Raw genomic sequence first — 13,640 nt, 5'->3', positions numbered from 1 at the left:
TCCATATATTGTGTATATAATACTATCACCAAGCAACATATAGTGTCAACATTAAAATAAATGAGTATTTTTTGCTTTTTCGCTTCTTTCCTTAAGAATATTTACTTTTTTGCCAATTCTCTGTTTTTTGAGAAAAATTATCTCGAATAATATAATAATTAATTCAAATAATATATGTGTAAAACTATTTCCTAAAGAAATGGAGTGATATATATGAGTATATTTAAAGCTCACAACAACCACAGCATAGAATGCAGTATTTATTCCTGTGCCAATCACAGCAAAAGCGATAGTTTTTGCGCTTTAAGCAAAATCAAGGTAGGTACTCATGAATCAAACCCCACGGAGGTTGAATGCACCGACTGTCAATCCTTCGAAAGGAAATAGCCTCTATTCACAATTCAATGCTCTTTAAAGGGCGCAACAAAGCCAGGGATATAAATGCCCTGGCTGTTTTTATATTCAAATAAAACTCACAATAAAGCCGTAAAAAGACTAATCTGAAAAATAAAATGCTTTATAAATCCATGTTGTTAAGCAATTTTTTAAGCTCCCTGAGCTCATCCTTTGACAGGGTCACTCCCTTGCCCATCTTCTCGTGCTCAGGTGACCAGTCACGTATGTCGTACTTGGGCTCCCTGTCGTTCCAGCTCACAAGGTTCAATTCTTTGAACCAGCCCTTGCCTGACTCGGATAATGCTCCAAGACTTTCTGTAATCTCATATTTTATCTCTGCCATATCCAACCTCCAGCGGCATAAAAATCTATATCAAATCGGTTAATTTCTCGTCCTTGAAGGCCCCAAGCATTGCCGCCCCCACAATTATACCGGCATTGCCCATTTCAGCCATTTTAAACTCCGGTATATGTAATTCCTTACAATATATCTTCTCCCTCAGCAAGTCGACCAAAGGATAAACAAGACTGTTGCCCAGCTTGCTTATAGGCCCTGCTATGATAACCACCTCGGGCATTAATATATTCACTATGTTAGCCAGTCCCTCTGCAAAATACAACACATATTCCTGGCAAGCCTTCTTTGCCTTGTCATCCCCGGCTTTTGCAGCCTCAAAGATGGTCAATTCCGTTATCTGGTTATTGCAGCAATTTGAAGCAATATTTGCAAGTATGGAATCAGGATATTCCTCGATTAACTGCTTGGTCCGGCCTATAAGTGCAGATGCCGATGCGTATTGCTCCCAGCAGCCTTTTCTGCCGCAGGTGCAAGGTCTTCCGTCAAAGTCTATGACCATATGACCGAATTCGGTTCCACCAAAATTCAAGCCGTTGTATATACATCCATCCAGAATTATTCCTCCGCCGATACCTACTCCAACCTTAATAGTGAGAGAATTACCGGTACCATATGCAGCACCCAACAGATATTCGGCAATTGCGACACAATTACCATCATTCTCAACGTATACCGGAACATTGAAGTATTTCTGTACTTCTGCTCTGACCTTTACATTATTGAAATTCATAGTGTAGTTCTTCAGTACAATTCCGTTCAGGTTGTCAGTTATGCCCGGACAGCCCACACCAATGTACTTTATGTTTTTAACTTCAAGATCCTCGTCACTTAAAACTTTTGAAATCAGGCCGCACATGTCCTTTATAATTTCCTCAAATGCCCTGTCCTTGTTTGTTGGAATAGTATCACGACGTATTAACTTGCCATTTTTATCCAGAACTCCTGCTACGATGTTTTTTACACCCAGTTCAATACCAATACTATATTTCATAATCAGACGCCTCAATCTTATTAGTTTATTAATTATATATTAAATACAGTTAAACAATAGAATACCCTGAACTTTTATCCTGCTGGAAAACCGTACTTAATCATATTTCGGATTATTCAGCACATAGTCGTCATCCCTTAACTGCAGCGGCATTACCGAGACCACTATATGCTTATGCTTGAGCAGTTCCCGCTCAATGTAGTATCTGGTGTTATTGTGAAGAATCCTGTGCCACCATTTTTTCACTGCAAACTGAGGCAGTATTACTGTTATCATATCTCCGTCCTCATAATCGTACTCCGCTGATTCAATAAACTTCAATAAAGGGTCCACCACTCTCCTGAAGGGGGAATATTTGGTTATAAGCGGAATATCCGTATTCAGTGAATCATACTTTTCCTTTATCTTTTTTGCACTTTCATCATCTATCGCCACACTGAAGGCTACAACATTCTCCGATATGGTCCTGGCATACCGCAGGGCTCTCAGGCTTGAACGGTTGATGCTTTCAATAGGAACTATCACCCTGTTGGTATAGGTTGCCTTATTAATGTTAAATGCCGAAATTTCCTCCGGTTTCAGCCTCAATTGCCTCATGACGGCATTATAATGCTTTTTGACCTTTGTTATCATAAATATAAGTATTGGCAGCGAAATTACAACCAGCCATGCACCGCCGATAAATTTTGTGAAAGCTATGATTACCACAACAATTGATGTGACAAGTGCACCCGCACCGTTAAACACTGCTTTCAGCTTCCATCCCGCATCTCTGGTTCTCAACCATTTGACCAGCATACCCGACTGTGCCAGGGTAAACGAAAGGAATACCCCTATTGCATACAGGCTTATTAAGCTGGTAACTCTTGCCTTGAATATGATTATCAAGAGCATTGCGGTAACAGACAGCATTATTATGCCGTTGTCATAGCTCAGTCTGTCACCTCTCATGCTGAGCTGTCTTGGGGCATAACCATCCTTTGCCATGATTGAGATGAGCATGGGAAAACCGGAATAGGCGGTATTTGCCGCCAAAACCAAAATAACAAAAGTGGAGGCTGTTATATAATAGTACATGAAGCCATGTCCAAAAATTTCTCCTGCTATCATTACGAGCATGGCGTTTCCATGAGGATTTACGTGATACAGGTTTGCCAGTACCGAGCTCCCCCCAAACAAAATTAAAATAATAATGGACAGCAGCAGCAATACCCTTTTTGCATATTTCGTGCTGGGAGTTTTAAAGTTAGGAACCGCATTACTCACGGCCTCTACTCCTGTCAGTGCCGTACACCCGTTTGAAAAAGCTCTTAAAAAAATCAAAAGGCTCAGAGGTTTTACAATATCAGGTATATTTTCCGGCTGCGGCGGAACATATCCGCCCTTTATTCTTGCTATACCTACTATTATCATGACAACTATCCCAATAATAAAGCAATAGGCCGGTATTCCGAATATTCTTGAAGATTCCCTTACTCCTCTCAGATTTACTACCATAAGCAACAGTATGAGTATGAAGCAAATCAATACGGAATATGGCTTAAAAACCTTGAAGGCAGTTGTAAACTGTTCAACGCCCGAGGAGATACTCACTGCTACCGTCAATATATAGTCAACCGACAAGGCTGCCCCTGCCGTAATTCCTGCCACTACTCCCAGATTTTCTTTGGCAACTACAAAAGCACCTCCGCCATTTGGATAGCTGTTTATAATTTGCCTGTAGGAAACCATCAACAGAAATAAAAGTCCGATTACTATCACTGATATAACTGATAATTGCTTGTAGGCGCCCAGACCTATGACCGGTATCAATACCATTAATACTTCCTGACCTGCATATGCCACAGAAGATATGGCATCACTGGACAAAATAGGCAACCCCCACAAAACTCCCATTCTCTGTTCATTAAGAGCTTCATTTTTCAATGGCTTTCCCACTAAAACCCTTCTGACTTTCTTTAACATACTGACTCCACCTGTCTAAGACAAAATTAATAATTTTAACCCGTAATACAATAATTGCCCTGCTACTTGGAATATTTGGCATTTCAAAAACAACTATTGTATTCTATTCCTTTTTAAATCAATTGACAATATAATTTTTTAATATATTTTTACTATCACATAAGATAGTATTATATACACTTTTAATAATTTAGCAACAGATTTTTTCAATATTTTGTCACATAATTGCTTATATAATTTATTGTATTTATAAAAGCTTTAAAAGTATTGTATGGATTTGATTTATTTTTATAAGTTAAAAAAAATGGATAGACCCATAAAGATCTATCCACCGTAATGTTCTCTTGATTTTTTATTTTCTCAGACTCTTGATAAGATCACTGATTTCCTGGGATTGCTTCATCAAATCATCCAGTTTTTTCTGCAATTCATCCAGTTTTTGCTGGTCAAGCTGCCCCTCCGCAGGCTGGGTTGGTTCACCGGAAGGTGTATCTACCGCGGGAGGAGTTACTCCCGTATCTTTTTGATCCACGGTAGGCAATTTATTGTCAGGGAGTTTTAAATCTCCGTTAAAAAGATTTTTAAGGGCATCCTCCAGATTATCTCCTATTCCATGCTTGAAATCAGCACCTTCCTGATAACCCACAATTACTTTTTTAACCTGCGGTATTGAGGAGTCACTCTTTGACTGGATATATATGGGCTCCACGTACAGCACACTGTTTTCAATAGGTATTACCAGAAGACTTCCTTTAAATACATTTGATTTCCCCTGTCCCCACAAGGTATTATATTCAGAGATTTCACTTATCTGATTTATACTTACCTCTACCTGGTCGGGGCCGAGAATATTAGTATTTTTAGGAAAATTAAACAAAATCATTTCTCCGTAATTGTCCTTTGAATTTCTGACAGCCAGCCAGGAAGTCATATTGTGCTTGCCTGCGGACGGAGTAAACGGCCTCATGAGAATCAGCTCTTCAGTTTTGCCAAGCTCACCCGGAAGCTTTATCATATTGTAATATGCATCAATATCCCTTACCTTGTCGGGGCTGGTCTCGTCAGGATATTTGGCAATACTCCAGGCATCCTGATTTGTATAGAAGTTGTTTATATTTTCTTCGTGTGCATTTGGGTCCAGATGATATTTCTTCAAAACCTCAGTCTGAATCTTGAATAAGGTTTCGGGATATCTTGTATGTGAAGCTATATCCTCTGGCAGCGGCTCCTTGGAGAATATATCCGGATAAACCTTCTGATATGCCTTGATTATAGGGTCTTCCTTATCGATTATATAGTATTTGACCGTTCCATCATAGGCGTCTACAGTTATTTTTACGGAATTTCTGATGTAATTGATGCCGTTCAGCGCTCTCAAATCCGGTTCGTTGCTCTGTGTATAGAATTCCTGGGCATAGGGATAATCATTTGAGATTGTATAGGCATCCAATACCCATTTAAGCCTTCCGTCGGAAGTTATTGTCATTGCCGGGTCTGAATCCACCTTCAGGAACGGAACTCCCATTTGGGCCCTTTCAACCACATTTCTGTTTAAAAGTATCTGGGATTTTGAATTTATATTGCTGGAGATCAATATATTCATATCCATGTATTTTAATGAAAACAGAGTCCTGTTAAGCAGACCGAGCTTAATCTTGTTGGCATTTCCTGTATCGAAATAGCTTAAGGTGGTTCCGTCATAGTCTATTTCAGCTTCCTTCTTGGATTCCTTGGGGTTAACTATTACAAAGTTGTTTGTCAATTCTCCGTAATATATTCTCGGCTCGGTTATATTCAGATTTTGCTTGTCAACAGTGTCCATCTTCAAGCCGCTCAGCAGGAATTCAACGGTTCCCTGGGAGGTCAGCTTGTTTATGGGATTGATTACAACTCCGTAGCCGTGGGTATACTTGAAGGTTTTGTTAATAAAATTCTGATTCTGCAGGTTCTGAGAATTTATTTCTCTTGCGGAAATCATTACAGGAATTTCCTTGCCGTTGACAGTGTAGTTCAAAATGTCACCATTGGCAAAAGTGTAGAAATTCGTATTGCTCTGAAGCTGCTTATTGCTGTTAAGCGTGGGCACATAGTCCACAACGCGGATATTGTCAATGGTATTCTTGTTGTTTTCTATTATTTGAGGCGTCAAATCCTTTACGGTACTGAAATCATGGGTTTTAATCCTGTCCAGTCCATATGCGGCCCTTGTCTCCTGCATATTGTTTTTAATAAAATCTTTTTCATATATTGTCTCATTGGGAGATACAAAGAAGTTTTGAATAATTCCCGAGGCAATTGTTACCAGCACAAATATCAAAGGGTAGACAGCAATTGTAATGGCTGCTTTCTTAAGCTTTCCCTTCCACATGAAAATGCTTGAGATCAAAACTATTGCCAGAACGATTATTGGAGCCACGGAATAAAATTTGATCCATATATTTGTGTCGGTATAGCCTGCGCCCACATAGTCGAATTTGGTGAAATCGGAATAGAGCAGTGCTTCTCTCTGAAACTTGTAGGATACTGTCTTCAGCACAAAAAATATTGCAACGTTTATAAGGTTGTGTCTCAATATTAATTTGTCCTTCATCTCCTTTATATCAAAGGAATTGTTCAATACTGCCACAAGCACCGCCAAATAGTAAATTGCACAATAAATTACTACAAACAGCCACAGATTGGACAGAAAATCCAACAGAGACATGTAGAAAGGCCTCTGGAACATATAGTAGCCTATGTCCTGGTCAAATATGGGGTCCTGTCTTCCAAAGCTGACGAAGTTCAAAAACAAAAGTGCCTTGCTGAAGAAAAACTGTTTTGTCAGAAACGCGCCTGCAAGTCCGATAGCCAGTGCTATAGGTGTATTGTACAGCTTCCTGCTTTCAAGGTTGTTATTTTTGAAATACTTTCTCAGGTTCTTGATCAGCACGTTATTTGTTATAAATACAAACAGGCTGATAATCACCAGTGCTGCAAAAAAGAAGCCTACCTGATACAACAGATTTGTTGTATATACCGATGCATAGTTGGCTGCCGGGTTCAATTCCTTCAACTGTATCAGTGACATATAGATGGAACTGCCTATAATGGCCGCAATCACAAGAGCCGCGATTACAACCAGTGCTGCAATCCGCCCCTTAGGGCTCTTTTTGTTCTTTTCCCTGTAGTAATCATAGTTGACTTCGTTAGTCATATTAACCTCCCATTAATTGTTTTAAAACTTCTTATCCATATTGGATTTTAAGGAAATAAAGGTGGGATTTCAAGAAAACAAGGCTTCTACAAATTCATTTGCATCAAACTTCTGAAGATCATCCATCTGTTCTCCAACTCCTATAAGCTTAACGGGTATATCCAATTCCGACTTTATAGCTACAACTATTCCTCCCTTGGCCGTTCCATCCAGCTTGGTGAGAACTATTCCCGTAATATCTGCAGTTTCCCTGAAAGTCTTGGCCTGTGATACGGCATTTTGTCCCGTGGTGGCATCAAGCACCAGAAGGGTTTCCCGATCTGCTCCCGGCAACTCCCTGTCCAATACCCTGGATACCTTTTTCAGCTCCTCCATAAGATTTTTCTTGGTGTGGAGTCTGCCTGCCGTGTCACAGATAAGCAAATCCGCCTTTCTGGACTTGGCAGCCGCAACGGCGTCATATACAACCGCCGCCGGGTCAGAGCCCTCCTTCTGGGCAATAACTTCAACGCCTGCACGCTCAGCCCAGATTTCCAACTGGTCTATGGCGGCGGCCCTGAAAGTGTCGCCAGCAGCCAGGAGCACCTTTTTCCCCTGCTGCTTGTACAGATTTGCTATTTTTCCTATTGAAGTGGTCTTTCCTACTCCGTTAACACCGATGACTATGATTACAGCCGGCTTGGTGTCAAGTTTAAGCTCATTTTGCCCCTCTGACAGGATTTCATTAAGTTCTTCCTTCAAAAGGTCTTTTACAAGCAGGGGGTCGATTATTTTCCTTTCCTTCACCTTTGCCTTTAAATCCTCTATTATTTTCATAGTGGTGTCTATGCCAAGGTCAGAGGTAATCAGTATCTCTTCAAGCTCTTCAAATAACTCTTCATCTACCTTTCCGAATGAAACAAGCACCTGATCTATCTTTTCGGTGATACTCCTCCTGGTTTTCATCAATCCTTCTTTAAGTTTGTCAAAAAAGCCCATCTATTTTCCTCCAAATTCTATGCTGATTTTAGTTCCAGGCACTGACTCAACTGGCCTTTTCACCCATTTTCATGGACACTATCTTTGATACGCCATGTTCCTGCATGGTTACACCATACATGGTGTCGGCGGCCTCCATTGTTCCTTTACGGTGGGTGACCATAATGAACTGGGTTTTTTGTGAGAACCTCTTTAAATACTCCCCGAATCTGTAAACATTGGCATCATCCAGAGCCGCCTCGATTTCATCCAGGAGACAGAAGGGAGTGGGTTTCATACGGAGTATGGCAAACAGCAGTGCAATAGCTGTAAAGGCGCGCTCTCCGCCTGAGAGCAGCATCATGTTCTGCAGCTTCTTTCCCGGAGGCTGAACCTCTATTTCTATGCCGCTTTCCAGGACATTTTCCTGGTCTGCAATAATCAGTTCGGCCCTGCCTCCTCCAAACAGTTCACGGTAGACAATTCCAAAATTCTCATTGATAAGCCTGAACTGATCAATAAATTGCTTTTTCATTATCTGAACCATCTCGGAAATTATCTTGTGCAGCTTGTCTTTGGCCTGCTCCATGTCATTTTTCTGAACAGACATGAACTCAAAGCGCTCCTTGGTTTTTATATAATCGTCAATGGCCGACACATTCACAGGTCCAAGGTTTTTTATCTGGGTTCTGTAGTCATTTATGGTTTTTTGAGCCTGGGGGATGCTGGGCAGTTCTTTTTTCAGCGCCAGGGCGTTTGAATAGGTCAGCTCATATTCATCCCACATTCTGTCCTGTATGGCCTTCATTTCAGCTTCGGCCCTTGTATTCTTAATATCTATCCTGTTGTATTCTTCCTGCAGCAATAATATGGTTTTATTTGTTGAATTAAGTTTATCTATAAAATCAGAGGATTCTTCCTCCAACACCCTTTTTTCTTCAACCAGCCTGTCTATTTCAAAAGTTTTGCCAGCTTTTTCATTCTGCAAACCTTTTATGACATTTTCAAGGCCTTCAATAGCTTGCTTAAGTGAAACAACTTCGTTTTCAGACCTTTGCTTTTCACCCTGCTTTCTGTTCAAGCTCTTTTGAAGTGCTTCCTTGTCAGTGGTAATTCTCTCCATATGTTCATTTACGCTCTGGATACTTTCAACAATGGAGTTCACTGATATTTTGAAGTCTGTGATTTCCTGATGCAATTCATCCCTTACCGACTGATCGGCCTTGAATTTTTCCTGATGCTCCGAAATAACCGCCTTGGTTTCTGAAATATCCTTTTCTATGGCTTCAAGCTCTTCCTCGTATTTTTTCTGTTCAAGGGCGGTTTCCTGCTCCTGCCTTGCAACCTGCAGCTTTTCGTCATTGAGCATGCCAATCTTTGCATCTGTCTTTCTTATATTGTCCTCCAGCATGGCAAGGTGGTTTTCATCCCTTGTCCTGACAAGCTCATTTTCTCTCAATTTATTGCCTTCTTCACTTAACTCCTGTTCAACTTCCGAAAGCATGCTTCTGACTTCTGAAATTTTTCCTTCAAGTTTTATATCTTCTTTTCCAAGGGCTTCAATAACTGCTTCCAGCTCTGTTATCTCCCTGCTCCTGCTCAAGATTCCGGAACTTTTGTGGTCATTGCTGCCGCCGGACATTGAGCCGCTTGTACTTAAGATATCGCCTTCCAGAGTTACAATCCTGAAGGAGTAGCCGAACCTTTTAGCAATACTTATGCCTGCGTCCAGATTTTCGGCAACAACAACCCGCCCCAGCAGGTTTAATACTATACCGCTGTATTTGCTGTCACAGGTAACAAGCTCGGAAGCCAGACCACAAAAGCCCTTGCACTCCTCCAGCCTGCGAAGGGTATTTTCGTCCAGCCTTTTCCCGGTTACCGCCGTTACAGGCAGGAAGGTTGCCCTGCCAAGCCTGTTTCTTTTCAGAAACTCAATTGCTTTCTTGGCATCCTCTTCAGTAGAGGCAATAATATTTTGAAGCGCACTTCCCAGAGTCATTTCAATGGCGGTTTCATACTTTTTGTCAACACTCAGCAGTTGAGCAACCGTACCATGAATACCGCTGCCAAATTCCGCAGAGGTCTGGCAGGCATGCATTATCTCCTTGACACTTCTGCTGTAGCCCTCCATACCTTTTTCCATGTCCTTAAGCATGCGGCGCCTTGAACTTTTGACCTGGATGTCCGTTCTGACAGTTCCCTGCTGCTTTTCCATTGTCTGCAAAGTACCGGCAAGCTCCGCCTTCTCTTTGCTCAGTTCATCCAGCTTCGTTCTTGAATGCTTTATCAGCAGTATGGAATTTCTGATACTTTCGGCCAGATCCTCCTTTTTCATATTGTCCTTATCTTTTTCCAGCTTTAAGGTATATATTTCCGTACCTATGGAGTTCTGCCGTTTTTTAAGATTCTCAATATGGTTTCTTATATTGTTTATCTGCGTTCTTTTATCCGATTGCAGGTCCAGCTTATCCATAATGCCGGACTTCAGCTTTTCTATCCGCTGCTCGCTCTCACTCAAGGTTGAAATAATGGCATCCAGTTCAGACTGATATGCTTCAAGCTTTTTCGAAAAGTCGGCATACTGCTTGTTCAGATAGTCAATTTTTCCCTGCCTGGTTTTCTCTTCCTTCAGCAGTTCTTCGGACTTAGCGGTTATATCTGACGTTTCTTCTTCCAGACGCTTTATATTCTGAAGAAGTCCATTGATTTTTTCGTTATTCAGACTTATTTCCGAACTGTTTTTCTCCAGATTGGTTTCCATAACATAAAATTTGTCTCTGGCCTCATTAATTTTTTCTTCGAGGGATTTCAGCATTTCCGTCTTCTGCTGGTTCTGGGCCGTAATACTTCTAAGGTTTCTTTCTTCAGCCTCTATGTTATCCTTGATATCCTTGTGCTGCCCTTCATACTCCTTGAGCCTTTCCCTGAATTTATCTATGCTGTCCAGATAAACATTCACCTCAAGCTCCTTCAAGCCCTCCCTGAGAGAAAGGTATTTCTTTGCTGCATCGGACTGCTCCTTCAAAGGTTCCAACTGTCCTTCAAGCTCATTTATTATGTCATTGATCCTAACAAGATTTTGTTCGGTCAGATTCAGCTTTCTCTCCGCCTCCTGCTTTCGGACCTTGTATTTCATTATTCCCGAAGCTTCTTCGAATATATGCCTTCTATCCTCAGATTTTGAACTGAGGATTTCATCCACACGTCCCTGACCGATAATGGAGTATCCGTCCCTGCCTATACCTGTGTCCAGGAACAGCTCGTGTATATCTTTAAGACGACATGACGTCCTGTTTATGTAATATTCACTTTCCCCCGAACGGTAGACTCTTCTGGTAATGGTGACTTCGCTGTAGGATACGGGAAGATAATTATCCGAGTTGTCAATTGTCAGGGAAACTTCTGCAAAGCCCACTGATTTTCTATGCTCTGTTCCAGCAAATATAACATCCTCCATTTTACTGCCACGGAGGGTTTTGGCGCTCTGTTCTCCCAATACCCATCTTACGGCATCGCCTATATTGCTTTTGCCGCTGCCGTTTGGTCCGACAACTGCCGTAATCCCTGCTGTAAAATCCAGTGAAATTTTATCTGCAAATGATTTAAACCCTTGTATTTCAAGCTTTTTTAAATACATTACCCACCCCGAAATTAGTTATCCTTTTTAAAACTTGGTTAAATTTTAGCATACTTTAGGTACTATTGGAAGGTTGTACATTTTCAATTTACATTTCAGTAACATTTAGTATACGTAGATATTACAGAAAATGTTTATTACGTCCATATTTTTATCATTATTTAATCTTTATGAATTTCCTCACTATTCCCACAACAGGTCTGTACAGCACACCTTCCATCTCCCTGCTTACCACCTTTAGCCTGTCACGTATGGCTATGCTTTGAGGGCAATGCGCCTCACATTTTCCGCAGCTAATGCATTTTGAAGCATAGGCAGGCTTTGCCGACATGGCGCCCAGGTTCTGAAAATACTTCAGACGGACTGATTTGTCGTTTGTCAGGTACTTGTCGTTATAATGTGAGAAACACCCGGGAATATCCACTCCAGCCGGACAGGGCATGCAATACCCGCAGGCGGTACATGGTATTCTGGTCTTCTCCTGCAAAACCTGCCTGACATTATCAAAAACCTTCAATTCTTCTTCTGTCAGAGAATTTGGTGCTGCATCGGATGCAATTCTTATGTTTTCTTCAACCTGACTCTCATCACTCATGCCGGAGAGCACAACATTCACCTCAGGATGATTCCATATCCATCTCAATGCCCATTCCGCCGGCGACCTGTTCTTGTCATATGCGGAAAACGCTTTCTTAACCTCAGGAGGCAGGTGCGTTACAAGTCTGCCTCCCCTTAACGGCTCCATGACAATCACCGGAATTCCCATAGAGGCTGCAAGTTTCAGGCCATCTTTTGTAGCCTGGTTGTTTTCATCCATATAGTTGTACTGGATCTGGCAGAAATCCCAGGGGTATGCCTTTAAAATCAATTCAAAATCTGCCTTTCTTCCGTGGAAGGAAAAACCTATATTTCTTACAATCCCTTTGGCTTTAAGCTCCTCCAGCCAGGTCATTACTCCAAGCCCTGCCAGTCTGTCGTAGGAGTGCTTGTCGGTAAGCATGTGCAAAAGATAATAATCAATATAGCCGGTCTGAAGCCTTGTTAACTGTTTTGCAAAAATCCTGCGGGCGTCTTCCATTTTTCGTACCATGAAGGGAGGCAGCTTTGTGGCAATCCTGACTTTCTCCCTGTATCCTCCGGTCAAGGCCTGACCAAGCAGTGACTCACTTTTTCCGGCATGGTATATATATGCCGTGTCGAAATAATTCACACCTTTTTCAATTGAATCACGAATCATTGCAATAGCCCTGGGTTCGTCTATTCCCCCGGCCTTCCCGGGAAACCTCATACAACCGAACCCCAGTACGGATAATTTTTCACCGTTTTTTTGATTTATCCTTTTTAACATAAAGCCTCCATCAACTATTGTATCGTATACTGCAACTAATCTTCCAACCTGACTTTTGCCATGAATTCATAACCCTGAGGCACTTTCTGCCCCGTCAGGTCAATATCTGCCTTTTTCCCCTGCTGCTCTGCCGACAGCCACAGGTGGCAAAGGGCAATACCTGAATCTATGTGGTTCATTTTCCCATAAAGCTGCGCTTTTATGATGCCTGCTTTTTTACGGCTGACAATTATCTCCCGGGTGTCTCCGGTAAAAAACCAGGTCTGAGAATTCCCGGCGGAGGGTGCAAGTCTGACCGGTTCCAAAAGCTGCTCCGCACCTTCTATGGAAGTTATTTCAGCCAGGCTCTTCCTCCTGAACTGTTGTGTGCTCTCTCTGTGTACCGCACCTGAAGCATTTCCAAATGCAAGCATGATTACATATTGAAGTCCGTCTTTTGCCTGCGGGACATTTTTGTTGGGCTTTGCAACTCCCAGCCAGCAGCTTCCTATGTTATTAGCCGAGAGGAACAAATCTACCTGCTGCATTATAAAGCCTGCGTTAATCAGATAACCGGCCTTGCTTTCCGAGTAAAAGGTTATATAGTGCGGCGCTTTCACCGCAAAAACACTGCTTACCTCATCAGCCGTCTGAATCAGAAATTCGGTCCGTATACCTTCCTCCAATCTTTTTACCGTTTTCAAAAAAGCCTGAAGCATTTCCAGCTTTTCCTGAGCCAGAGGAGTCAAATCATATTTTCGGACAGACTTTCTTTTGAATATAACCTTGTACAGTTCACTGTTTGTCATATAA

Annotated in this window: 9 protein-coding genes; 1 reads left to right on the top strand and 8 read right to left on the bottom strand. The window is 41.7% G+C overall.

Annotated elements, in window-relative coordinates; all coding sequences use genetic code 11:
* The first annotated feature begins 213 nt into the window (after window positions 1–213).
* Window positions 214–387, top strand: coding sequence for a DUF1540 domain-containing protein (locus CLHUN_RS14860; RefSeq protein ID WP_080065419.1), 174 nt, complete (start codon window positions 214–216; stop codon window positions 385–387).
* Window positions 388–517: 130 nt separating this feature from the next.
* Here CLHUN_RS14860 and CLHUN_RS14855 read toward each other — a convergent pair whose 3' ends face one another.
* The 8 genes from CLHUN_RS14855 to CLHUN_RS14820 form a co-directional block, all read right to left on the bottom strand.
* Complete coding sequence (locus CLHUN_RS14855; RefSeq protein WP_080065418.1) at window positions 518–739, bottom strand: YdbC family protein; 222 nt, start codon at window positions 737–739, stop codon at window positions 518–520.
* A gap of 25 nt (window positions 740–764) precedes the next feature.
* The gene (locus CLHUN_RS14850; RefSeq protein ID WP_080065417.1) at window positions 765–1,745 is read right to left on the bottom strand and encodes an ROK family protein; all 981 of its coding nucleotides are present in this window, start codon (window positions 1,743–1,745) and stop codon (window positions 765–767) included.
* A gap of 96 nt (window positions 1,746–1,841) precedes the next feature.
* Window positions 1,842–3,710, bottom strand: coding sequence for an APC family permease (locus tag CLHUN_RS14845; protein ID WP_080065416.1), 1,869 nt, complete (start codon window positions 3,708–3,710; stop codon window positions 1,842–1,844).
* Between the two features lie 352 nt (window positions 3,711–4,062).
* A complete protein-coding gene (locus CLHUN_RS14840) occupies window positions 4,063–6,903 on the bottom strand; it encodes a UPF0182 family protein (RefSeq protein WP_080065415.1) in 2,841 nt (946 codons plus the stop codon).
* A 69-nt stretch (window positions 6,904–6,972) separates the two neighbouring features.
* Complete coding sequence (gene ftsY / locus CLHUN_RS14835) at window positions 6,973–7,881, bottom strand: signal recognition particle-docking protein FtsY (RefSeq protein WP_080065414.1); 909 nt, start codon at window positions 7,879–7,881, stop codon at window positions 6,973–6,975.
* A 46-nt stretch (window positions 7,882–7,927) separates the two neighbouring features.
* On the bottom strand, window positions 7,928–11,500 hold the full coding sequence (gene smc, locus CLHUN_RS14830; RefSeq protein ID WP_080065413.1) for a chromosome segregation protein SMC: 3,573 nt from the start codon (window positions 11,498–11,500) through the stop codon (window positions 7,928–7,930).
* Between the two features lie 157 nt (window positions 11,501–11,657).
* Window positions 11,658–12,848: an aldo/keto reductase gene (locus CLHUN_RS14825; protein ID WP_080065412.1), complete on the bottom strand. Its 1,191-nt coding sequence runs from the start codon at window positions 12,846–12,848 to the stop codon at window positions 11,658–11,660.
* A 35-nt stretch (window positions 12,849–12,883) separates the two neighbouring features.
* Window positions 12,884–13,636 carry a nitroreductase family protein gene (locus CLHUN_RS14820; RefSeq protein WP_080065411.1) on the bottom strand — a complete coding sequence of 251 codons (753 nt, stop codon included), beginning with the start codon at window positions 13,634–13,636 and terminating at the stop codon, window positions 12,884–12,886.
* Between the last annotated feature and the right edge of the window lie 4 nt (window positions 13,637–13,640).

This window comes from Ruminiclostridium hungatei (genome assembly GCF_002051585.1).
Taxonomy (GTDB): domain Bacteria; phylum Bacillota; class Clostridia; order Acetivibrionales; family DSM-1351; genus Ruminiclostridium; species Ruminiclostridium hungatei.
This window is presented reverse-complemented; position numbering and strand designations above follow the sequence as displayed.